Source organism: Curtobacterium sp. MR_MD2014 (assembly GCF_000772085.1).
In the GTDB taxonomy this organism is placed as follows: Bacteria; Actinomycetota; Actinomycetes; order Actinomycetales; family Microbacteriaceae; genus Curtobacterium.
Genome location: NZ_CP009755.1, coordinates 3,367,525 through 3,388,454, shown reverse-complemented (window position 1 = coordinate 3,388,454; position 20,930 = coordinate 3,367,525). Strand labels below are relative to the sequence as shown.

Sequence of the window (20,930 nt, the reverse complement as noted above, 5' to 3'; positions counted from 1 at the left end):
ACCGTTCAGGCGGGGCTGTCCTGGCCGGGGTCGACGGTCCGCGCACGCATCGTCGCGACGAGTCCGCGCCGCCGCTGGGACGCCTGCTGCTCGAGCCGACCGGCCAGCCGGTCGGCGGCACGCTCGACGAGCGGCTGCCCGGCGCCGTAGTGGCCGACGGTCGCGAAGAGGCCCGCCACGAGGTCCTCCGGTGCCGGCCAGTGCTGCAGGACCCGCGGCGCTCCGTCCGGTCCGAGCAGTGCCGTGACGGCCGCCCGGTCCCGCCAGAGCGGCACCAGGACGGGCGTCGCCATGTCCAGGGCGCTGACCGCGGTGTACGGGTCGTTCGATCCGGAAGCGAGCCCGCGGACGGCGATCTCGACCAGCTGCTGCAGGGCGAACTCGACGTCCTGCACGGGCGTCCTGGCGGTGCCGAGGACCACCGCGGCGCGCAGCGTCCGAGCGGTGGCGGTGTCGACCGTCGGCCTGCTGCCCCCGTCCGCGCGGACGCGGACGACGACGTCGCCCTGGATCACGTACCGGCCCGGGGTCGCGACGACGTCGACCAGACGGTCGTTGCGGCCCGCCCAGGCCGTCAGGGCCCGCCACTCCACCGACTGCACGTAGCCGTCGGCCGCAGCCCGGACCGCGGACCACCCGTCCTCGGGCACGACGACGGGGGCGATCGTCCGTCGATCGTCGTCGCCGTCCCGGTAGGCCTCGTCGACCGCTGCACGCAGGTCGGTCTGCACCTGCCGCTGCAGCGACGTGATCTGCGTGCTCGACGCGATGTGGTGGATGAAGAAGACGAGCACGCCCACGTCGAGCACGGCGAGCAGGACCGCGACGTGGATCGCGACGACGGGGACGAACGGGTCGCCGTCGTCGACGTCGGTGTGCACCGTCCGCAGCACGACCATCGCGTAGAGGAACGTCGACGTGAACGCCGCGAGCACGAGCTGGTTCGCCCGGTCGGCCGTGAAGTTCCGCACGAGCCGCGGGCCGTACGTCGAGGACGTGGTGGCGAGGACCGAGATCGTGATCGAGAACGACGTCCCGGCGACCGTGAGCATCGCCGTGCCGATCGTCGTCAGGATCGACCGACCGCCCCCGGCGCTCAGCGCGTCGAGGAACGGCACCGCGGGGACCCGCCCGTCGAGGACCTCGCGGTCGAGGGTGACGAGCAGCTGCGCGGCGACGATCGCCACCACACCGAGCACGGCCGGCAGGAACCAGAAGGACTCCCGGATGCGGACGAGGAGAGCGTGCATGGACTGGTCCGTTCGTCCCGGTGGTCAGAAGTCTCGCGACGTTTCGGTGACGGGGCCCCCGATCCGTCGGAGGTGGACGCGCCGCACGAGCCCGATGACCAGCTCGTGGTCCCCGATCTCCAGTGTGAGCGACCGGGGGGCGTCCGCCACGCGGTCAGCCCCGGAGGAAGTCGGCGATCGCCGTGTCGCCGCCGTTGAAGCGGATGGTCCGACCGGCCGTCGACGGGTCCTCGAGCACGTCCGCGACCACGTGGGCCACGTCACCGCGCGGGACCTGCGACGCCGAGCCGTCCCAGTCGACCGAGCCGGTCGGCTCGTCGTCGGTCAGGGTGCTCGGCGCGACGACCGTCCACTGCAGCCCGGAGTCCCGGAGCACGGCGTCGGCGATCATCTTGGACTGCGCGTACGCGAAGAAGTCCTGGTCCTGGGGGATCCCGTGGTCGAGCTTCGACCCGGACCACGAGACCATCACGTAGCGGTCGACCCCGGCCTGCGCGGCGCCCTGCACGGACAGGACGGCGGCGTCGCGGTCGATCGCCCAGGTGCGGTCCGCGGAACCGCCGCCGGCACCGGCCGACCAGACGACGGCGTCGTGCCCGCGGACCAGGTCGGCGAAGTCGGTGAGCGACTGCTCCTGCACGTCGGCGACCCGGGGCTCGCCGCCGTGGGCGCGCACCTCGTCCTGCTGGTCGGGGTCGCGGATCACGGAGGTCACGCGGTGTCCGCGCTCGGTGAGGATCCGGGTGGCGAGGAGCGCGACCTTGCCGTGGCCGCCGAACAGGATGACGTTGCTCATGGCCCGGACGGTACGCGGTGCGGCTCGGAAGCGGCGGGAGCGGGTCCGTCCCCCAGCGCCCGGCGAGTACCGTCCGGTGCGACACGACGGGAGAACCGATGAGCAAGCACGACGAGCAGCACACCCTGGTCCGCACTCTGGCACTCGGGTTCCTCAGCGGTGGACGGAGCAGCACCCCGCTGGCCGTCCTCGCGCTGAACCACGACAACAAGGCCGTCAAGGGCGACTGGCAGCAGTGGAAGGCCTTCAGCTCGCCGCTCGGCCGCGGCCTGCTCGTCGCGTCCGCCATCGGCGAGCTCGTCGGCGACAAGTCCCCGAAGGCCCCCGCCCGCATCTCGCCGCTCGGCCTGGTCGGCCGCATCGGTGCCGGTGCGTTCGCGGGTGCGGCGCTCGGGACGACCGGTCGGCGGGACCTCCGACTCGAGGGCGCGATCCTCGGAGGCGTCGGCGCGATCGTCGGCAGCTTCGCCGGGTGGGCCGCCCGCAAGCTCCTCAGCAGCTCCGGCCTGCCCGACCCGGTCGGCGCGCTCGCCGAGGACGCGGCGGTCATCGCCGGCTCCGTCAAGGTGGTCAGCGGGTCCTGACCGGACCGACACCGGACGGGAGGCACGTGGCGGACCCGCCACGCGCCTCCCGTCCGTCCGGTGTCCGGTCCGTCGCCGTCCCGTCCGCCGGGGAGCACCGGCAGGGCCTGCCGCACACGGGGACGCGCGCCTAGCGTGGCCCGCATGGACATCGTCGTCATCGGAGCCACCGGCCACATCGGCACCTTCCTGGTCCCCCGCCTCGTGCGCGCCGGGCACCGCGTCAGGGTCGTGACGCGCGGCACCAGCAGCCCGTACGCGGAGGCTCCCGAGTGGGAGCAGGTCGAGCGGATCACCGCCGACCGCGAGCAGGAGGACCGGGACGGCACGTTCGGCGACCGGATCGCCGCTCTCGGCGCCGACGCCGTGGTCGACCTCGTCTGCTTCACGCTCGGGTCGGCCGAGCAGCTCGTCCGGGCGCTCCGCGGCAGCCGGACCCACCTGGTCCACTGCGGGTCGATCTGGCGCGCCGGCGTCTCGCACGTCCTGCCGATCACCGAGGAGACCGCCACGCCGCCCTTCGGCGAGTACGGCACGCAGAAGGACGCCATCGCCCGGATGCTCCTGCAGGAGACCGCCGACGGCGGGGTCGTCACGACGTCGATCCACCCCGGGCACATCAGCGGTCCGGGCTGGATGCCGATCGGTCCGCTCGGCAACCTCGACCCCACGGTGGTCGAACGGCTCGCCGCGGGCGAGGTCGTCGAGGTCCCGGGCCTCGGCGCGGAGTCGATGGCCCACGTGCACGCCGACGACGTCGCGCAGCTGTTCCAGCTCGCGGTCGAGCAGCGGGACGCCGCCGCCGGGCAGGACTTCTTCGCGACCGCCCCGACGGCGCTCACGGTGCGCGGGTACGCCCACCTGGTCGCGTCGTGGGCCGGCCGGGAGGCACGGCTCGAGTCCGTCGACTGGGACCAGTTCCGGCAGACCACGGCTCCGGAGCACGCCGACGCGAGCTGGGAGCACCTGTCCCGCAGCCAGGTGTTCAGCACCGAGAAGCCGCGGCGGGTCCTCGGGTACGCACCGGCGTACACGGCGTCGGCGACGGTGCGCGATGCGCTGCGGTGGCAGGCGGAGCACGGCGACCTCGACGTGCCGGAGTCGTTCCGGCCCTGATCCCGACCGTCAGCTCGACGCGGTGCGCCCCGGGAGCGCGAGTGCCCCGCGTCGGTGCACCGCCCAGACCGTCGTCGCGAAGCCGACCAGCACGGCAGCGCCGACCGTCACGGCGGTCCACCCGCCGGCGTTCCAGAGCACGCCGGCGATCGCCGACCCGACCGCGCCGCCGGCGAAGTTCCCGGTGACGAACGCCGTGTTCAACCGGCTGCGAGCCGCGGGGTCGATCGCGAACAGCCGTGTCTGGTTCAGCACGTTCGTGGCCTGCACCCCGACGTCGAGCAGCAGCACCGCGACGAGCACGACCACGATCGACCGCGCCCCCAGCCCCGCGACCACCAGCGAGACGAGCACCAGCACGAGCGCGGCACCGGTGACCGGGACCGACCAGCCGCGGTCGTGCAGCCGCCCGACGCGCTGCGCCGCCACCGCCCCGGCGAGCCCGACCAGACCGACGGCGCCGATCGCGGTGGTCGAGTACCCGAAGGGTGCGCTGCTGAGCAGGAACGTCAGCGCCGTCCAGAACATCGTGAACACGGCGAACACCGACGCGCTGACGACCAGCGTCACGCGGACCGCCAGGTGTGCCCGGACGACTCCGACCACCGACGCGATGAGCTGCGGGTACCGCACCCGCTCGCGCCGTGGCAGGCGCGGGACCGCCCGCGCGAGCAGGAACGCCAGCACGACCGCGACCACCGCGGCCAGGACGTACACGCTCCGCCACCCGGCGACCTCTGCGATCACGCCGCTGACGGTCCGGGACAGCAGGATGCCGGTGAGCACGCCGGACGCGATCGTCCCGACCACCCGACCACGTGACGCCGGGTCGGCCAGGTCGCCCGCGAGCGGGATGAGGAGCTGTCCGGCGACCGTCGTGGCGCCGACCAGCGCGAGTGCGACGAGCAGGGCGCTGAACCCCGGGGCGAGTGCGGCCGCGAGCAGGGCCACGGCGGAGGCTGCGAGCACGCCCGGCACCAGCCGACGACGGTCGACCACGTCGCCGAGCGGCACGAGCAGCAGGATCCCGAGGGCGTAGCCGACCTGCGTCAGCGTGACGAGGAACCCCGCGGACGCGGGCGAGGTGCCGAGGTCGGCGGCGATGTCGTCGAGCAGCGGTTGCGCCCAGTACAGGTTGCCCACCGCCGCACCGCCCGCGACGGCGAAGAGCAGCGTGCGGCCGCGGGTCATGGTCGCCGGAGCCTGCTCTCTGCTCACCGGGACGTGCCCTGGTCGGTGTCCGCATCACGGCGGAGGAGCAGGCCGACGGCCCACGGGCCGGGCTGCAGGCGGACGGCCGCCTCGGCGAGGACCCGTCGCTCGTGTTCCCGGTCGCGGGTGAGCTCGTGGACCTCCTGCTCGGCCTGCCACCGGAAGCGCAGGCGTGCCCACGGCCCCGGTCGCCCGGACAGTGGTGTGGCGACGGCGGAGGTGTCGGTCACGCGAGCTCCTGTCCCGTCGCGTCGGCCGTCGTCGGACCTGTGGCACGCTCGGCGATCCGCTCCGTTGCGGCCCACGACGCGAGTACCCGCAGCGCGTCGGCGGTCGCGCTGCCCGGGGTCGTTGGGTAGATCGTCAGCGACAGGCCGGGGTCCTCGGTGAGTTCCAACGACTGGAAGTGCAGCTCGATCGGTCCGACCACGCCGTGGTCGAAGGACTTCACGCCGGCGTAGTGCCGCCGCACGTCGTGGGACGCCCAGAGTTCCCGGAAGTCCTCGCTGCGCATCGCCAGCTCACCGATGAGCGCCGCGAGCTCCCGGTCTCCGGGGGCCCGACCGGCCTCGCGCCGGAGGATCGCGACGTTCGTGTGCGCCGCGCGGTCCCAGTCACGGTAGAAGTCGCGCGCCCTGGAGTCGAGGAAGATGTACCGCGCGAAGTTCATCGGTCGGTCGCCCGTGACGATCTCGGCGTGCAACGCCCACCCCAGCGTGTTCGCGGCGACGATGTCCTGCCGGTTGTTCACGATCATGGCGGGCGCCTCGGTCACGACGTCGAGCAGGTACTGCAGCTCCGGGCGCACGGCGGCGACCGGGACGGACCGGGCCGCCCGGCGGGGGCTGGTGTTCTGGTGCCGGGCGAGGTCGCGCAGGTGCTCGTGCTCGGCGGCGTCGAGCTGCAGCGCCGTGGCGACGGCGTCCAGCACGCTGTCGGAGACGCCCTGCAGGTTCCCGCGCTCCAGCCGCGTGTAGTAGTCGATGCTCACGCCGGCCAGGCGGGAGACCTCCTCGCGCCGCAGTCCGGGGACGCGCCGACGGGTGCCGGAAGTCAGGAGGCCGACCTGCTCCGGGCTGATGCGTGCGCGACGGCTGGACAGGAAGTCGCGGGCTTCGTCACGGTGATCCATGCGCCCCACGGTACGGCCGTGCGGGATCCGCAACGAGGTGCTGCCGGAACCCCCGTCAGCGCACGGTGTCTCCCGTCAGCGCACGTTGGTGAGCGGCACGGACAGGATCCGGTCGTCGCCGTCGCGTGGGTCGCCGCGGCCGTCGGTGTTGTTCGTCACGAACCAGAGGGTGTCGTCGGGGCCGGGCAGCACCGTGCGGATGCGCCCGTGCTCGCCCTGGAAGTACACCGTCGAGCTCGACGGGTCGGAGACCGGGACGGCGCGGACGGACTCCCCCTTGAGGTTCGCGACGAACACGGTCTCGCCGATCACGGTCAGCCCGCTCGGCGAGGCCTCGTCCGTCGACCACTGCTGCACCGGGTCGACGAACCCGCGGTCCTCGCCGCCGGTGCCCTCGACCTCGGGCCACCCGTGGTTCCCCCCTGGCTCGATGACGTTGAGCTCGTCCCAGCGGTCCTCCCCGAACTCCGCGGCGAACATCGTGCCGTCCTCGGCCCAACCCATGCCCTGCACGTTCCGGTGCCCGAGCGACCACACGGGCGAACCGTCGAACGGGTTGTCGTCGGGTACCTGGCCGTCCGGGGTCAGCCGCAGGATCTTGCCCGCCAGGGAGCCGCGGTCCTGCGCCTCGGACCGCTGCCCCGCGTCGCCGACGCTCGCGTAGAGCATGTCGTCGGGGCCGAACGCGATGCGCCCGCCGTCGTGGAAGGTGTTCGCGGGCAGCCCGTCGATCACCGTCGTCGCCGCACCGAGCCGGTACGAGCCGGTGTCCCCGGTCAGGTCGTACCGCTGGATCCGGTTGCCGTCGTCGGCGGTCGAGTAGACGAACAGGTCTCCGTCGTGCAGGGCGAGGCCGAGGAGTCCGCCCTCGCCGCCGTGCCGGACCCCGTCGACGGTCCCGACCTCCCGCGTCGACCCGTCCGCCCGGAGTTCGAGCACGCGCGCCGAGTCCCGCTCGCTGACGAACGCGTCGCCGTCGTCGCCGACGGGGACCACCGACCACGGCGCCTCGAGGCCCGAGACGACGTCCGTGGTCCGGCCGTCCGGCGCCAGCTGGCCGGCAGCGAGGTCGGCGGGCGGGCTCGCGGTGCTGCCCTGCCCGGCGGGGTCGCCCGGACCGGTCGTCGCGCGGTCGTCCGAACAGGCGGCCAGGCCGAGGGCTGCCACGGCGGCCAACCCGAGGGCGGACCAGGTGCGGCGGCTGCGGCGTGTGCGGGTGGTGTCCACGGTGATCCTCCCGGGTCGTGCCCCGAGTCCACACGGCCCCGTCGGGAAACGGCTGGGGGTTCCCGGCGGAACCCCTCACCGCTGCGCGGGGCGGCCTACCGTCGGCGCCACACCCACGGAAGGACCACCGCATGACCACCATCGCCATCGTCGGCGCCGGCAAGGGCCTCGGGCTCGCCGTCGCGGACCGCTTCGGCCGCGAGGGCTTCGACGTCGCCCTGATCTCCCGCAACCAGGACCGGCTCGACGCGCTCGCCGCCGAGCTCCGGTCGTCGGGGTACCGCGCGCAGGGCTTCGCCGCGAACGTCCGCGACGGGGACTCGCTCCGCGCCGCGCTCGAGGCCGCCACCGAACAGCTCGGCCCGATCGAGGTGCTGCAGTACAGCCCGCTGCCCGCGAAGGAGTACATGCGCCCGGTGCTCGAGACCACCGCCGAGGACCTGGTCGGCCCGATCGAGTTCTCGGTCTACGGCTCGGTGAACGCCGTGCGCCAGGTGCTCCCGGGCATGCGGGCGATCGGGACGGGCACGATCCTCTTCGTCAACGGCGGCAGCGCGGTCCGACCCGGCGCCCGGGTGACGGGCACGTCGGTCGCGTTCGCGGGCGAGAGCGCCTACGCGCAGCTCCTCCACGACGCGGTGGCCGACGAGCACGTGCACGTCGGTCAGCTGATCATCCCGTTCGGCATCGACGACGGACAGGACGACCACTCGTCGGCTGCGGTCGCCGAGCGGCTCTGGAGCATCCACACCGAGCGCGGGGACTTCCGGACCCACGCCGAGCCGCTGCCGGAGTGAGCGACGACGGACGCCGGGCTCGTGGCGGGATCGCCACGGGCCTCCCGTCCGTCGCACGGTGCTTCGTTACGCCCGAGCCGGCAGCGTCAGCGCGCGGTGCGCTCGATCGCGTCGGCCATCGCCGCGGCGACCGAGCGGTTCGCCTCGGCCGTCGGGTGGATCCCGTCCGGCGTCGTCCCCGCCACGTACGCCCCGTCGGCCGCCCGGAGCGAGCGGAACGGGTCGACGAACGCCCACCCGTGGGCGTCGGCATCCGCGTGCAGCGCATCGGTCAGGACGATCTGACCCGAGCGACGGTCGGCACCCCACCGGCTCCACGTCCAGTCGGACGGCGGACCGGCGACGACGAGGACCCGCGCCGCACCGACCTTGCGGACGATCGCGTCCACACCGGCGATCGTCCGGTCGAGCGGGACGGCCTGGTTGACGTCGTTCGTACCGACCTCGACCACGAGCACGCGCGCCTGCGGGACCGGACCGATCTCCGCGAGGACCTGGTCGGCACGGTACCCGCTGTGCGCGTAGCCACCGACGGCGCGCAGCCGGTCGTCGGACTCCAGCTGGTGCAGCCACGAATCGGGTCGGGCGGTGATCGAGTCGCCGGCGTACGCGAACGGCACGGCGTCCGGCAGCGCGGGGGTGCTGAGCGCTCCGGAGACCACCTGGTCCGGCGTGCTCGGACGAGCGAGGTCCGTGGTGCCGCGTTCGACGCGGGTGTCGGCGGCTGCGGCGACGGGGCGGTCCTCGGCGCTCGCCGTGTGGGGTGCGGCGACGACGAAGACGCCGGCCCCGACGAGGCAGGCTGCGGAGACGATGCTCGCGACGACGGCGAGACGGGTGGTGCGGGTCACGGGTACAGGTATCCTCCGGATCGCCCGCCGGGACCAGGCCCCAGACCTGGGGAACGCGCAGCGTCGCTGAGGGTCCTCGCGGCCGTTCTCAGGTTCGGGCTCACGGGGCACGGCGCACCACCGGGAGGGAGCTGCGTCCGGCGGTCGCCCAGGTGCCCGCCGTCACGACGAGCGGGAGGCCGAGGGCGAGCAGCGCCAGCACCGGCCAGTCCGCCACGAACGGCAGGTGCGTGGTCCCCGTCGGGCCGCCGTCGAACCGCAGGGTGAGCGCCCGGATCGGCAGCAACCCCAGCAGCGTGCCGACGACCGCGCCGACCGTGGTGAGGATCGCCGCCTGCCACGCCGACACCCGGCGCCGCAGCACCGGTTCCGCCCCGATCGCGTCGAGCACCTCGTCGTCCCGGCGTCCGTCGGAGCGGGCGAGCCCGACCGCGACGGCGGTGGCGCCGATCGTGACGGCGGCGGCCAGTGCGAGGACGAGGGCCTGCACGGCGGCCTGGTCGTCGACCGGACCGCGCTCGTAGGCGAAGCCCGGACCACCCCACCGTTCCCGGTCAGCGCCGCCACCGCTCTGCCACGCGGACGACAGCGCGTCGTACTGCGACGGGGTCAGGTCCTGCGGCAGGTGCATGGCGAGCAGGCCGTCGACCAGCGGGACCCCGTGGGCCGCTGCCGTGTCCCGGGTCATGAAGACCCCGACCTTGATCCGTGGCGTCTGCACGTCGACGACGGCCGGGATCGTCGTCGAGGCATCGGGGCGGGTGTCCTCGAGCTGCGCGGTGTCGTCGATCGTGCGGTTCCGGAAGGTGTCGATGCGGACCGCTCCGTCGCGGACGTACTCGGGCCAGAGCGACACGGCCTCGCCGTCCTCGAGCGCCCGTCGGACCTCGGCGGACGGACGGTGCCCGGAGAGCAGGGCGTAGTCGTCGACCGTCCCCGCCGCGATGTGCGGCTCGCCGCTCCCGACGCTCTGCAGGAAGCCCGCGCAACCGGTCGTGTCGTACGTCTGGCAGTCCCGCTGCACGAAGTCGTGCGGCGTGGTGATCGTGGTCGGCTCCTTGCCGGCGTCCTCGCGGTTCACGGCGAGCACGTGCAGCCGGACGCCGTCCAACGCTCCGGAGAGCACGTGCGCGGCCCGGTCGGTGACCGCGGCGTCGTACCCGTCGCTGTACCCGTCGCGGTCGGTCAGCGAGACGTTCGCGGTCGCGACCCCGACGGCGGTCGTGTACTCGTACCCCCGGACGAAGCGGGCGTGCTCCGAGGCGCTCCACGTGATCACGACCGAGGCGACGAACACGACGCTCATCACGCTCGCGAGCACCGGGACCGTGCGGACCGGGTTGCGTCGAGCGTCCCGCGCGGCGATCCGGGCGGACAGACCGAGGCGCGACGAGAGCCGTGCGACGCCGGCCAGGACCCACGGCGACGCGAGGGCCACACCGAGCTGCACCAGGCACGGCCCGAGCGCGACCCCGACCCCGGCGAGCACGGCCCACCGGTCCTGCTGCACGGGTCGGTCGTTGAGCAGGAGCACGCCGACGCCGCACGCCAGTGTCATCGCCGTCCCGCTGACGACCAGCACGGGGACCCAGGTCCGCCGCCGCCGTTCCGCCCGGGGACGGGGTGCAGCGGGGCGCAGGGACCCGCGGAGGGCCGCGAGGACGTCGATCCTGGTCGCTGCACGTGCCGCGACCAGGGCCGCCACGAGCCCGGCGACGACGGCGACCGCCGCGATCGTGACGAGGGCGAGTGCCGGCACGTGCAGCCCCGGCCAGGTCCCGACGTTGCCGTCGTCGAGCAGGTGGAACGCCAGCACACCGATCCCGGTGCCCAGGGCCGTCCCGAGCACGGCGCCGACGAGACCGAGCACCAGCCCGGAGCCGGCGACGACCGCCCGCACGAAGCCGCGCTCACCGCCGAGGCTCGTGACGATCGCGTACGTGCGGGTGTCCGCCCGGGTGCCGACCAGGAACGCGGCACCGGCGAGCAGTGCGACCTCGAAGGCGGCGAACACCCCGACCAGCGCCAGGGCACCGAGGTACGCGTTCACGGTCATCTCGGTCGGGACGCCCTCGAGTCGGTCCGCCGGCGGGTCGAGCACGACCGGACGGGACTCGACGACGATCCCGTGCGCGTTGAGCGCGCGGATCTCCGACCACGTCGGGGCGACCTCGGGCAGGAACACGGTCGTGTCCGACCCACCCCGCTGCACGGAGTACGGGAGCTCGGCCGGCAGGGACCCGGGCGGCAGGAACACCCCCTGGGCACCCGGGCCGGAGGCGGCGTCGCGCATGGTGCCCGTGACGGTGAACCGCTCGCGGACCGGATCGGTCACCGTCAGGGTGTCGCCGACGGACAGGTGGAGGCGCTCCAGCGTCGCGGGGGTCAGCATCGCCTGGTCGGGGGAGGTCGGTGCACGGCCGGACAGCACGCGCCAGTGCCCGTCGAGGGCGGGCGACCACGTCGCTCCCTCGTCCGCGGCGACGGCGACGGGGACCCCCGGGCCGGCGACGACGACCTGCGTGGTCCGGACCGGGATCGCCTCGGCTCCCGCCGGCACGTGGTCGAGCAGGTCGGCCCAGGGGGAGTCCTCGTCCGCCCTCGTCACCGGGCTGTCCCGCGCCGAGTCGGTCAGCTGCCACTGCAGGGGGTCCTGCCGCATCCCGGGCAGGTCCGGGCCGGACAGGCGCATCTGGGCGGCTGCGTGGCCGAGGTCGTACCGGAGTTGCTCCTGCACGGTGGGCAGTGTGGACTGGATGACCACGGCCGCCGCCGCGAACCCCGCGGTGGGGATGCCGATGAGCGACACGATCAGCACCGCGCGGCCGATCTTCGCGAAGGCCAGGCGGCGACCGAGTCGGAGCGCCGGCCAGAGCCTCACGAGGCTGCTCGGCCGACGAGCGACTCGACGCCGGCGTAGACCGTCTCGTCGACGACCCGTCCGTCGCGCAGGAAGACGACCCGGTCCGCCCAGGCGGCGTGCCGTGCGTCGTGCGTCACGAGCAGGGCGCCCGCTCCGTTGTCGACGTGCCGACGGAGCATCCGGAGCACCACCTCGCCGGTCTGCGAGTCGAGCGCACCGGTCGGCTCGTCCGCCAGCACCAGTCGCCGGTCACCGACGACGCCACGGGCGATGGCGACGCGTTGCTGCTGCCCGCCGGACAGGTCGTCGGGGAAGGCGTCGGCCCGGTCACCGAGTTCGACGTTCTCGAGCGCGAGTTTGGCTGCGCGGCGGGCCTTGCTCGCCTTCCACCCGTCGAGCTCGAGCGGGAGGGCGACGTTCTCGACCGCCGTGAGGGACGGGATGAGGTTGAAGTCCTGGAACACGAACCCCACGAGGCGTCGACGCAGCGCCGCGAGCTCCCGCGCCGGGCGGTCGGAGACCCACTCGCCGCCGATGCGCACCTCGCCGCTGGTGGGCGGCAGCAGCGTTCCGGCACAGGCGAGGAGGGTCGACTTGCCGGACCCGGAGGTCCCCATCACGGCGACCATCTCTCCTCGTCGGATCGTCAGGTCGACACCCGCCAGTGCGGTTACGGACCTTTCACCGAAGCCGTACTGGACGCTGACAGCATCCAGGGCGAGGAGCGCCTCGGTGTCGGCGGCGCTCATCGGACGCCCTCGCGTGCCGTGTCGGCGATGGGCTCGACCGGTGCCTTCGGTACATGTGCCGCCGGCGGCATGTACCGCGCGACGGAGCTCTCCACGTGGTCGAGCCACCGGACCTCGGCCTCGGCCTGGAAGACCATCGACTCGAGGACGAGGGACCACGCCAGGTCCTCCGCCGGGTCGGCGGAGCGCTTCAGCCGCGTCAGGTCCTGCAGTGCACGCATCGCCGAGGCGCGCTGCACCTGCACCAGTCGAGGGACGTCGATGCCGGGGACCGTGACGGCGAGCGCGAACTTGATCGCGAGCTCGTCGCGACCGCGCTTCACGGGTACCGGCTCGCTGAACCAGCGTGCGACCTCCTCGCGGCCCGCGTCGGTCGCCGTGTAGACGACGTGTCCGTCGTCGTCGGCGTCGCCGCGGGCCACGAGTCCGTCCCGTTCGAGACGGTCGAGCGTCGTGTAGACCTGGCCGATGTTGAGCGGCCAGCTCCCCCCGGTGCGGTGCTCGAACTCCCCCCGGAGCTGGTACCCGTACCCGGGTCCTCCCACCAGCAGCGCGAGTATGCCCATCTTGACGCTCATCGTGACTCCCCCGTCTCGGTCCGTCTTGGACATACCGAGTATGCACATACCGGGTAGCCCCCGACAAGCCCGGGCGGGTCACGAAGTGGTCACGAGACGTGACGGGAGGCCCGTGGCGGTGTCGCCACGGGCCTCCCGTCCGGTGCCTGGTGGGGTCACTCCCCCAGCTTCGACAGCTCCGCGAACTCCTCGTCCGTGAGCTCGATCGTCGCGCCCTGCATGTTGTCCTCGAGGTGGTCGACGCTCGAGGTGCCCGGGATCGGCAGCATCACGGGCGAGCGCTTCAGCAGCCACGCGAGCGCGAGCTGTGCCGGCGTGGCGCCCTTGCGCTGCGCGATCTCGGTGAGCGGCGAGTCCTCGCCGGTCAGTCCACCGGTCGCGAGCGGGAACCACGGGATGAAGCCGATGCCCTGCTCCTCGGACCAGTCGAGGAGCTCCTCGGCGTCGCGCTTCTGCAGGTTGTAGAGGTTCTGGACGGTGACGATCTCGGCGTGCTCCTGCGCGGCCTTCACGTCGTCGACGGAGACCTCGGACAGGCCGATGTGGCGGATCTTGCCCTCGTCCTGCAGCTTCTTCAGCTCGCCGATCTGGTCCTCGAGCGGGACCTTCGGGTCGATGCGGTGCAGCTGGAACAGGTCGATGCGCTCGAGGCCGAGGCGGCGGAGGCTCATCTCGGCCTCCTGGCGGAGGTACTCCGGGCGGCCGACCGGCGGCCACTCGTTCGGGCCGGTGCGGGTCAGGCCGGCCTTGGTCGCGATGACGATGTCGTCGCCGTAGGGGTGCAGGGCTTCACGGAGCAGCTCCTCGGCGACGTACGGGCCGTAGGAGTCGGCCGTGTCGAAGAAGTCGACGCCGAGGTCGACCGCGCGCTTGAGGACACGGACGGCCTCGTCGTGGTCCTTCGGCGGCCCCCAGACGCCCGGGCCGGTGAGCTGCATGGTGCCGTAGCCCAGGCGGTGGACCTCGAGGTCACCGCCGATGCGGAACGTGCCCGAGGCGGCGGCAGGACGGTTCATGGTGTCGGTACCAGTGGTCATGACCCCGGTCTACGCCCGTGGAGTGACCCGTTGCTGGATCGGTGTCCCCCTGGCGCGTGCGACGGGCAGCGCGGGGGCCCTGGTCAACGACCCGGGCGTGGGTACGGCGTCTCGCCGGTCGCGAGCCCGGCGACGAGCTTCGCGATCCGGTTCGCCCGTGCGGAGACGCTCGGTGCCGTGACGACCCGGTGCAGCACGGCGTACCGGTTCGTCGCGTCGAGCTCGGCGAACAGCGCGGCCGCAGCGGGTGCGGCGTCGAGCGCGGCCCGCAGGTCGTCGGGCACGGTGGCGGTCGCCGCTCCGGCGTAGGCGCGGTCCCACCGTCCGTCGCCCTTCGCGCGGTCGACCTCGGCGCGACCGCGTGGGCGCATGCGGCCGGCGTCCTCGAGTGCCGCGACGAGCCCGATGTTGCGCTGGGACCAGAGCGACGCCCGGCGGCGCGGGGTGAAGCGCTGCCGGAAGGTCGCCGTGTCCCGGCCGCGCTTCTGCCCGTCGATCCACCCCGAGCACAGGGCCTCGTCGAGCGCCTGGTCGTACGTCAGCGACGTCGGCTCCGTCGTGCCCTTCTTGGCGAGCACCAGCCAGACGCCGTCGGGATCGTCCTCGTGCTCGTCGAGCCAGGCACGCCAGGCGGCTGCGTCGGGGAGCACCAGGTCGTCGTCGTCCACGCCGTCATCGTAGGACGGGCACCGCGGCCGCGGGCGGACCGGTCAGCGAACGCCGCCGCCGCTGCTGATCCGCACGGCGTCGGCCCACTCGTGCACCCAGCCGGGCAGCGTGAGGTCCCGCGCCGCGCCGCCCGCCGCGGCCACCACGTCGTCGGGTGTCACCTGGCCGCCCTCGCGCCGCAGGAACCGTGCCTGGACGACCGCCCGAGCGACGACCGCGCCCTGCCGGACGAAGGTCTGCTCCATGTACACGGCGCGCTCGTCGACGCCGAGCACCCGGGTGTGCAGGGTGAAACGTTCCCCGAGCGTCAGGGAGCGCTTGTACGTGATCGTCTGCGCAGCGACGACGGCGTACCAGCCGCGGCGGGCGGAATCCTGCCAGAAGCCGGACCCGTACAGCAGGTCGTAGCGGCCGAGGTCCATCAGCGTCAGGTACCGGCCGTTGTTCACGTGCCGCAGCGTGTCCAGGTCCGTCGGCAGCACGCGGAAGGGCGTGCGGGCCTCGTCCCACAGCGAGGGGCGCCGCCCCGGTCGCAGGGCGGCCAGCCGGAGGCGCAGGCCGAGGAGGAAGAGCCGGAGGTACAGGTTCACGGGTCGATCACACCAGTGCCGGGCTGTGCGTCCGATCCCGTTGGAGGAACCGCACGAGCGCGTCCGGTGTCGAGTGCAACACCGTGCAGCGGAACCTGCAACCGCCTGGTCGGGGCGGTTCAGCCGAGCGGGCCGCCCCCGGCGCCGCTGATCCCCGGGTGTGCCGACTTCGCCACGCCTTCGATGATCGCGTGCTCCCCGGATGCCTCGGACATCGCGCGCTCCCCGACGCGCGGGTCGACGGGCTCCAGGTGCGCCAGGGCCTTCCGACGCCGGGCGTTCTGCACCTCGAGCACGACGAGCAGGGCGGCGACGACCACCACGAGGCCGATGACGATCCAGACCACGGTCATGACGTTCCCCTTCCGTCGCGGACACTGTCCGTGCCCTCAGCGTAGCCGTGCCGGTACCTCCCTGACGAGGTGCCGGCAGGAGTAGACCTGCACCCATGCAGACACGCAAGCTCGCAGACCTCGAGGTCGGCTCCGTCGGCCTCGGCACCATGGGCATGAGCGCCTTCTACACGGGCGCCGGCACTGACGACGACGAGTCGATCCGCACGATCCACCGCGCGATCGACCTCGGCGTCACGCTCTTCGACACCGCCGAGGCCTACGGCCCGTACACGAACGAGGAGCTCCTCCGTCGTGCCCTCGGCGACCGCCGCGACCAGGTCGTGATCGCCACCAAGTTCGGCCTCTACCGGCACGAGGCCGGCGAGCAGACGTCCACGCAGCAGCGCGGCATCTCCAGCGCACCCGAGTCCGTCCGCGAGGCGCTCGAGGGCTCGCTCCGCCGCCTCGGCACCGACCACATCGACCTCTACTACCAGCACCGCGTCGACCCGGCCGTCCCGATCGAGGACGTGGTCGGACAGCTCGCCGGCTTCGTGCAGGAGGGCAAGATCCGCCACATCGGGCTCTCCGAGGCGAGCGCCGCCACGATCCGCAGGGCGCATGCCGTGCACCCGATCACCGCGCTCCAGAGCGAGTACTCGCTGTGGACGCGCGACCCGGAGGGCGACGTGCTCGACACCCTCCGCGAGCTCGGCATCGGTCTGGTGCCGTACTCGCCCCTCGGCCGCGGCTTCCTGACCGGCGCGATCACGAAGCCGTCCGACCTGGACGAGGACGACTTCCGCCGCCAGAACCCCCGCTTCGCGGAGGAGGCGTTCGCCGAGAACATGCGGATCGTCGACGCCGTCACGGCGATCGCCGACGAGGTCGGCGCGAAGCCCGGGCAGGTGGCGCTCGCCTGGCTCCTCGCGCAGGGCGACGACGTCGTGCCGATCCCCGGCACCAAGCGGGTCTCGCGGCTCGAGGAGAACGTGGGCGCCGCCGACGTGACGCTCTCCGCCGACCAGCTCGCGCGCCTGTCGGCGCTGCCCGTGCCGACCGGTGACCGGTACCCCGACATGTCGTCCATCGGTCGCTGACGCGACCAGGAGACGGACGGGAGGCGCGGTGTCGGCCGACGCCGCGCCTCCCGTTCGTCACGGTGTCGGCGGTCGCTCCGGAACGCGCGTTCCGGGGTCGCGGTGCGTGACGCGCGCGACCCGTGCTCGTCACGGGGCGGAAACAGGGGCTCCCTAGCGTCGAGGTGACACGTGACCGGCACCGCGACGGGGGCACCATGACCAGCACGACACCACCACGCACGACCACCGGACCGGACGGGGTGGACACGGTCCCGCCGCTCGGTCGGCTCCTGCCGCTGGGCCTGCAGCACGTCCTGGCGATGTACGCCGGGGCGGTCGCCGTCCCGCTCATCGTCGGTGGGGCGCTCGGGTTCGACCGGGCCGACCTGGCCTTCCTGATCAGCGCCGACCTGTTCGTCGCCGGGCTGGCGACCATCGTGCAGTCCGTCGGCTTCTGGCGCTTCGGGGTCCGCCTGCCGCTCGTGCAGGGCGTGACCTTCGCCGCCGTCGGTCCGATGATCGCGATCGGCAGTGCGCACGGCATCACCGCGGTCTACGGGGCGACGATCGCCTGCGGGGTGTTCATGGTGCTCGTGGCGCCGTGGTTCTCGCAGCTCGTGCGGCTGTTCCCGCCGATCGTCACCGGCACCGTGATCCTGATCATCGGCGTCTCGCTCACGAGCGTCGCAGCCGGGTGGATCACCGACGGTGGGGAGGACGGCGCTGCCGATCCGCTCGACGTGGCCTTCGCGGCCGGCGTGCTGCTGGCCGTCGTGCTCGTCGAGCGCTTCGCGCCGCGCGGGCTCGCGCGGGTCTCGGTGCTGTTCGGGCTCGTCCTCGGCACCGTCGCGGCGCTGTTCGTCCCCGGCATGGTCGACGGGTCGGGGATCGGCGACGCCGCCTGGTTCGCCGTCGTCACGCCGTTCCACTTCGGGCTGCCGACGTTCGACCTCGCGTCGATCGTGTCGATGCTCGTCGTCGGGCTCGTCATCATGACCGAGACCACGGGCGACATGGTGGCCGTCGGCGAGGTCGTCGACCGTCCGGTGTCGCGCCGCACGCTGGCCGACGGACTGCGGGCCGACGGCCTCGGTACCGTGCTCGGCGGGGTCTTCAACACGTTCCCGTACACGGCGTTCGCGCAGAACGTCGGGCTGGTGGCCCTGACCGGGGTGCGCTCGCGGTACGTGGCGACGGCCGCCGGCGGCATGCTCGTCGTGCTCGGACTCGTGCCGAAGGTCGCAGCGGTCGTCGAGGCGGTGCCGCACGCGGTGCTCGGCGGTGCCGGGGTCGCCCTGTTCGGCATGGTCGCGGCGAGCGGCATCCGGACGCTCTCCGAGGTGCGGTTCGACAACCGGAACGTGCTCGTCGTGGCGCTGCCGCTCGCGATCGCGCTGCTGCCGACCGTCGCGCCGGAGATCTACGGGGCGTTCCCGACGTGGTTCACGCTCGTGTTCGACTCGGGCATCTCGGCCGGGGCGATCGCCGCGATCCTGCTCAACCTGCTGCTCGGGTCGCGCGGGCTGCGGGAGCGCTACGGCGCCGACCCCGCCGTGGGGTCGTACGACGCGGTGCGCTCGACGGCGCCGGTCGCGACGGTCGGCGACGGCCGGTCCTGACGCGCCGCGCGCCGCGCGGGCGTGCCGCCGCCGCGCGCGCCGCCGCCGCGCCGGGCGCGCCGCCGCCGCGCCGCGCCGCCGCGGCTCCCGCGAGACTCGGCTCCGCGGACACGTTCGCGGTCGTGGGACCACGAACGTGTCCGCCTGGGCGAGACTCGGCGCCGGGCGCCGGGCGACCGCCTGGTCAGCTGCCGCGGTAGGTGCTGTGGGCGAAGGGGCTGAGCAGCAGCGGCACGTGCAGGTGGTCGGTCCCGGTCACCGTGAACGCGACGACGACGTACGGGTGGAACGTCGGGACCCCGGCGACGCGGTGGTGGGCGCCGGTGTCGAACCGCAGCTCCAGGTCCCCACGGGGCAGCACGTCCGGCCCGAGCCCCGCGCGCCCGTCCGCGTCCGTCTCCCCCGTGGCCAGGACCTCGCCCTCGGGGGTGCGCAGTGTCAGCGCGACACCGACGGCCGGGGTGCCGGTGCGGGCGTCGAGCACGTGCGTGGTCAGGTGCGGGACGCCGAAGGTCGCTCGGATCCGGTGCACGGCGATGTCGGCCAGGGCAGCGGTGGCCTCGGTCACCTCGGCGTCCGGCTCCCCCGCGAGGCGCCGCTCGAGCTCGGCGAGGAGTTCCTCCGGCGTCCGCCCGGCGGCACGCACGAGGAACACCCGGCCGAACCGGTCCTCGTACGCGGCGTTCCCGCGGGCGATGGCCGCTGCGACGTCGTCCGCCGCCGTCGCCATCGCGCCCTGCTCGCGGGCCGACGACGCCTCGGTGGTGCGCTCGCCGATGCGGGGGTGCTCGGCGAGGGCGGTGTCGAGGTCCGCCGCGGTCCACTGCGCCGCCGCCTCGGTGGCCGCTGCGACCAGGGCCGGCACGGTGCGGAACGGTCGAGCGGCCACCAGGGCGTCCGCCCACGCCGGCACCGCTGCCCAGTGCAGGGCGGTCCGTCGGGCGTCGTCGGCGGGGGCGGAGTCGAAGTCGCGGAGGTCCACCCGCCACACCCTAGGGACCGCGCGTTACGCCGACGTTTCCCGCGGCTTCGGCGGGCTCAGAGGTCTGCGGCGAAGGACGCGATCCGGAGCCGCAGGTCCTCGATCCGGCGGACCCGGGCGGCCTCGACGTCGTAGCCCTCGTACGCCGGGGGCACCGGGCGTCGGACGTTGCGGGAGCACTGGAAGTCCTGGCAGACGAGGGTACCGACGGTGTTGCCGTTCCGACCGGCCTTCCCCGAGCGCTTGGCGGCGTAGAAGACGACGTCGTTGGGCAGCTTGACGTCCTGGCACCACGAGCACTGCGCCCGTGCACGCGGCGACGCCTCGGCCTGCCGGAACAGGATGCCGACGAGGTCGCCCTCGAGCGTCGGGACGACGGCGTAGGCGCGGCGCGCGGTCTTCGGGTCGCGCCAGCCGAGGAAGTCGAGCGACTCCCAGTCCAGCGTCTCGAGGTCGGTCGGCAGGGTCAGGTCGGTGACCTCCTTGCGGGAGGCGTTGACGAAGGACGAACGGATGGTCTTCTCGCTGATGGGCAGCACGGTGTGGTCGCTCTCGACGGGCCCGGGCGCGGGTGCGCGCCGCACGGGCGGAGGTGTGGTCAGGGTTCGACGGACGCGGCCGTGCCGGACGGCACAGCCGGGGGCGTCACGCCCTGATGCCGGCGCTCTGCGCGCCGACCACCTCCTGCTGACTCACGGTCCCAGCCTACGACGGCGTGTCAAGCCGGGCGTGTCGCGTCGTCGACCCGGTCGGGGAGTCGTCGTCGCTCCGGTCGGGGAGTCGTCGTCGACCCGGTCAGGGAGTCACGGAGCGGGCCGCAGCAGGACGACCGACCCGTCGAGCGCGGGCCGCCGGCGGAGTGCCCCGTACCGGCTGTCCCACTCGCCCGACGCGAGCGCGCTCCGCAGGGCGGCGACCGATCGGCGAGCGGTGAGGTCGTCGACCAGGCTCCACGCCGGGTCGGCGGCGCGGACATCGGCGTCGAGGAGCCGTTCGGGTCGCGCGTAGTAGCCCTCGCCGAAGCCGTCCACGCAGGTGAACGGCACCGGGAGGCGCACGACCTCGACGGACGGCCCGACGAGCGTCGCCAGCCGCTCGACCGTCGGCAACGTGTCCGCCTCGGCGGCGACCACCGCGGACGCGTACTCGGCGAGCCAGCCGGTGCGGAGCCGGTCCGGGTCGCGCGCGAGGACGACGACCCGGCCGTCCTCGGGCCGTGCGAGCCCGGCGACGGTGTCCACGCTCGGGAAGGTGAGCAGCACCGCGTCGGCGTCCCCGTCGGAGACGACCTGCCGGTCCGCGGGCACGTACGAGACCGGACCAGGCCGTTCCTCGCGCACGGTGCGGGCATCGGCCAGGGACCCCGCGACCGCACGGACGAACGTCGGCTCCGGGCGGCGGTGTCGTCGCAGGAGCGCCGCTGTGTCCTCGTCCACCGGCATCCTCGTCACGGCCCCACCC

General features: G+C 73.7%; 22 protein-coding genes and 1 pseudogene. 5 read left to right on the top strand and 18 right to left on the bottom strand.

The window, feature by feature from the left end; translation table 11 throughout:
* Nucleotides 1-5: 5 nt before the first annotated feature.
* Entirely contained in the window at nucleotides 6-1,250 is a 1,245-nt protein-coding gene (locus NI26_RS15740) for a DUF2254 domain-containing protein (protein WP_066657415.1), read from the bottom strand.
* Nucleotides 1,251-1,404: 154 nt separating this feature from the next.
* Nucleotides 1,405-2,046, bottom strand: coding sequence for an SDR family oxidoreductase (locus NI26_RS15735; protein ID WP_066657413.1), 642 nt, complete (start codon nucleotides 2,044-2,046; stop codon nucleotides 1,405-1,407).
* Between the two features lie 98 nt (nucleotides 2,047-2,144).
* Here NI26_RS15735 and NI26_RS15730 point away from each other — a divergent pair, with 98 nt between their 5' ends.
* Nucleotides 2,145-2,630, top strand: a complete 486-nt coding sequence (locus NI26_RS15730) for a DUF4126 family protein (RefSeq protein ID WP_066657411.1) — start codon at nucleotides 2,145-2,147, stop codon at nucleotides 2,628-2,630.
* Nucleotides 2,631-2,774: 144 nt separating this feature from the next.
* Nucleotides 2,775-3,746 (top strand): NAD-dependent epimerase/dehydratase family protein, encoded by a 972-nt coding sequence (locus tag NI26_RS15725; RefSeq protein WP_066657409.1) that lies wholly within the window; start codon nucleotides 2,775-2,777, stop codon nucleotides 3,744-3,746.
* Nucleotides 3,747-3,755: 9 nt separating this feature from the next.
* Here the strand turns inward: NI26_RS15725 and NI26_RS15720 are convergent, their stop codons facing one another.
* The 4 genes from NI26_RS15720 to NI26_RS15705 all read right to left on the bottom strand — a co-directional run bounded on the left by NI26_RS15720 (nucleotide 3,756) and on the right by NI26_RS15705 (nucleotide 7,317).
* Nucleotides 3,756-4,937 carry an MFS transporter gene (locus NI26_RS15720; RefSeq protein ID WP_066657406.1) on the bottom strand — a complete coding sequence of 394 codons (1,182 nt, stop codon included), beginning with the start codon at nucleotides 4,935-4,937 and terminating at the stop codon, nucleotides 3,756-3,758.
* Nucleotides 4,938-4,960: 23 nt separating this feature from the next.
* Complete coding sequence (locus NI26_RS15715) at nucleotides 4,961-5,188, bottom strand: hypothetical protein (protein WP_066657403.1); 228 nt, start codon at nucleotides 5,186-5,188, stop codon at nucleotides 4,961-4,963.
* A complete protein-coding gene (locus tag NI26_RS15710) occupies nucleotides 5,185-6,090 on the bottom strand; it encodes a helix-turn-helix transcriptional regulator (protein WP_066657399.1) in 906 nt (301 codons plus the stop codon). Before NI26_RS15710 ends, NI26_RS15715 begins: the two co-directional genes overlap by 4 nt.
* A 75-nt stretch (nucleotides 6,091-6,165) precedes the next feature.
* On the bottom strand, nucleotides 6,166-7,317 hold the full coding sequence (locus NI26_RS15705) for a PQQ-dependent sugar dehydrogenase (RefSeq protein WP_066657396.1): 1,152 nt from the start codon (nucleotides 7,315-7,317) through the stop codon (nucleotides 6,166-6,168).
* Between the two features lie 131 nt (nucleotides 7,318-7,448).
* Here NI26_RS15705 and NI26_RS15700 point away from each other — a divergent pair, with 131 nt between their 5' ends.
* Nucleotides 7,449-8,114, top strand: a complete 666-nt coding sequence (locus NI26_RS15700; RefSeq protein ID WP_066657394.1) for an SDR family NAD(P)-dependent oxidoreductase — start codon at nucleotides 7,449-7,451, stop codon at nucleotides 8,112-8,114.
* A gap of 86 nt (nucleotides 8,115-8,200) precedes the next feature.
* Here NI26_RS15700 and NI26_RS15695 read toward each other — a convergent pair whose 3' ends face one another.
* The 8 genes from NI26_RS15695 to NI26_RS15660 form a co-directional block, all read right to left on the bottom strand.
* A complete protein-coding gene (locus tag NI26_RS15695) occupies nucleotides 8,201-8,965 on the bottom strand; it encodes an SGNH/GDSL hydrolase family protein (protein ID WP_066657389.1) in 765 nt (254 codons plus the stop codon).
* A gap of 100 nt (nucleotides 8,966-9,065) precedes the next feature.
* A complete protein-coding gene (locus NI26_RS15690) occupies nucleotides 9,066-11,846 on the bottom strand; it encodes an FtsX-like permease family protein (RefSeq protein WP_066657386.1) in 2,781 nt (926 codons plus the stop codon).
* Nucleotides 11,843-12,577 (bottom strand): ABC transporter ATP-binding protein, encoded by a 735-nt coding sequence (locus NI26_RS15685; RefSeq protein WP_066657369.1) that lies wholly within the window; start codon nucleotides 12,575-12,577, stop codon nucleotides 11,843-11,845. The genes NI26_RS15690 and NI26_RS15685 overlap by 4 nt, the downstream gene beginning before the upstream one ends.
* Nucleotides 12,574-13,155, bottom strand: coding sequence for a PadR family transcriptional regulator (locus NI26_RS15680; RefSeq protein ID WP_066657365.1), 582 nt, complete (start codon nucleotides 13,153-13,155; stop codon nucleotides 12,574-12,576). Before NI26_RS15680 ends, NI26_RS15685 begins: the two co-directional genes overlap by 4 nt.
* A gap of 155 nt (nucleotides 13,156-13,310) precedes the next feature.
* The gene (locus tag NI26_RS15675; protein ID WP_066657362.1) at nucleotides 13,311-14,192 is read right to left on the bottom strand and encodes an aldo/keto reductase; all 882 of its coding nucleotides are present in this window, start codon (nucleotides 14,190-14,192) and stop codon (nucleotides 13,311-13,313) included.
* 83 nt (nucleotides 14,193-14,275) lie between these two features.
* Nucleotides 14,276-14,860, bottom strand: coding sequence for a YdeI/OmpD-associated family protein (locus NI26_RS15670; protein WP_066657359.1), 585 nt, complete (start codon nucleotides 14,858-14,860; stop codon nucleotides 14,276-14,278).
* 42 nt (nucleotides 14,861-14,902) lie between these two features.
* Nucleotides 14,903-15,451, bottom strand: a complete 549-nt coding sequence (locus NI26_RS15665) for an acyl-CoA thioesterase (RefSeq protein ID WP_066657357.1) — start codon at nucleotides 15,449-15,451, stop codon at nucleotides 14,903-14,905.
* Nucleotides 15,452-15,570: 119 nt separating this feature from the next.
* On the bottom strand, nucleotides 15,571-15,804 hold the full coding sequence (locus NI26_RS15660) for a hypothetical protein (RefSeq protein ID WP_066657355.1): 234 nt from the start codon (nucleotides 15,802-15,804) through the stop codon (nucleotides 15,571-15,573).
* A 95-nt stretch (nucleotides 15,805-15,899) separates the two neighbouring features.
* On the opposite strand from NI26_RS15660, the gene NI26_RS15655 reads away from it, so the two are divergent.
* Both NI26_RS15655 and NI26_RS15650 read left to right on the top strand, forming a co-directional pair.
* Nucleotides 15,900-16,886, top strand: a complete 987-nt coding sequence (locus NI26_RS15655; protein ID WP_066657353.1) for an aldo/keto reductase — start codon at nucleotides 15,900-15,902, stop codon at nucleotides 16,884-16,886.
* Between the two features lie 197 nt (nucleotides 16,887-17,083).
* Nucleotides 17,084-18,487, top strand: coding sequence for a nucleobase:cation symporter-2 family protein (locus tag NI26_RS15650; protein WP_235426402.1), 1,404 nt, complete (start codon nucleotides 17,084-17,086; stop codon nucleotides 18,485-18,487).
* A 184-nt stretch (nucleotides 18,488-18,671) separates the two neighbouring features.
* Here the strand turns inward: NI26_RS15650 and uraH are convergent, their stop codons facing one another.
* The 4 genes and pseudogenes from uraH to NI26_RS15630 all read right to left on the bottom strand — a co-directional run bounded on the left by uraH (nucleotide 18,672) and on the right by NI26_RS15630 (nucleotide 20,911).
* On the bottom strand, nucleotides 18,672-19,010 hold the full coding sequence (gene uraH / locus NI26_RS17100; RefSeq protein WP_066658847.1) for a hydroxyisourate hydrolase: 339 nt from the start codon (nucleotides 19,008-19,010) through the stop codon (nucleotides 18,672-18,674).
* Nucleotides 19,011-19,469, bottom strand: a pseudogene (gene uraD / locus NI26_RS15640) (2-oxo-4-hydroxy-4-carboxy-5-ureidoimidazoline decarboxylase); the annotation flags it as partial.
* Between the two features lie 56 nt (nucleotides 19,470-19,525).
* Entirely contained in the window at nucleotides 19,526-20,008 is a 483-nt protein-coding gene (locus NI26_RS15635; protein WP_066658844.1) for an FBP domain-containing protein, read from the bottom strand.
* Nucleotides 20,009-20,272: 264 nt separating this feature from the next.
* Nucleotides 20,273-20,911 carry a hypothetical protein gene (locus NI26_RS15630; protein WP_066657350.1) on the bottom strand — a complete coding sequence of 213 codons (639 nt, stop codon included), beginning with the start codon at nucleotides 20,909-20,911 and terminating at the stop codon, nucleotides 20,273-20,275.
* Nucleotides 20,912-20,930 lie beyond the last annotated feature (19 nt).

What these genes read in the sequence shown, in the direction of transcription:
- NI26_RS15725 (WP_066657409.1), top strand. Translation starts at nt 2,775, where the DNA reads ATGGACATCGTCGTCATCGGAGCCACCGGCCACATCGGCACCTTCCTG.
- NI26_RS15740 (WP_066657415.1), bottom strand. Translation starts at nt 1,250, where the DNA reads ATGCACGCTCTCCTCGTCCGCATCCGGGAGTCCTTCTGGTTCCTGCCG.
- NI26_RS15720 (WP_066657406.1), bottom strand. Translation starts at nt 4,937, where the DNA reads ATGACCCGCGGCCGCACGCTGCTCTTCGCCGTCGCGGGCGGTGCGGCG.
- NI26_RS15650 (WP_235426402.1), top strand. Translation starts at nt 17,084, where the DNA reads ATGACCAGCACGACACCACCACGCACGACCACCGGACCGGACGGGGTG.
- NI26_RS15630 (WP_066657350.1), bottom strand. Translation starts at nt 20,911, where the DNA reads ATGCCGGTGGACGAGGACACAGCGGCGCTCCTGCGACGACACCGCCGC.
- NI26_RS15710 (WP_066657399.1), bottom strand. Translation starts at nt 6,090, where the DNA reads ATGGATCACCGTGACGAAGCCCGCGACTTCCTGTCCAGCCGTCGCGCA.
- NI26_RS15685 (WP_066657369.1), bottom strand. Translation starts at nt 12,577, where the DNA reads ATGAGCGCCGCCGACACCGAGGCGCTCCTCGCCCTGGATGCTGTCAGC.
- NI26_RS15730 (WP_066657411.1), top strand. Translation starts at nt 2,145, where the DNA reads ATGAGCAAGCACGACGAGCAGCACACCCTGGTCCGCACTCTGGCACTC.
- NI26_RS15660 (WP_066657355.1), bottom strand. Translation starts at nt 15,804, where the DNA reads ATGACCGTGGTCTGGATCGTCATCGGCCTCGTGGTGGTCGTCGCCGCC.
- NI26_RS15680 (WP_066657365.1), bottom strand. Translation starts at nt 13,155, where the DNA reads ATGAGCGTCAAGATGGGCATACTCGCGCTGCTGGTGGGAGGACCCGGG.
- NI26_RS15735 (WP_066657413.1), bottom strand. Translation starts at nt 2,046, where the DNA reads ATGAGCAACGTCATCCTGTTCGGCGGCCACGGCAAGGTCGCGCTCCTC.
- NI26_RS15675 (WP_066657362.1), bottom strand. Translation starts at nt 14,192, where the DNA reads ATGACCACTGGTACCGACACCATGAACCGTCCTGCCGCCGCCTCGGGC.
- NI26_RS15700 (WP_066657394.1), top strand. Translation starts at nt 7,449, where the DNA reads ATGACCACCATCGCCATCGTCGGCGCCGGCAAGGGCCTCGGGCTCGCC.
- NI26_RS15655 (WP_066657353.1), top strand. Translation starts at nt 15,900, where the DNA reads ATGCAGACACGCAAGCTCGCAGACCTCGAGGTCGGCTCCGTCGGCCTC.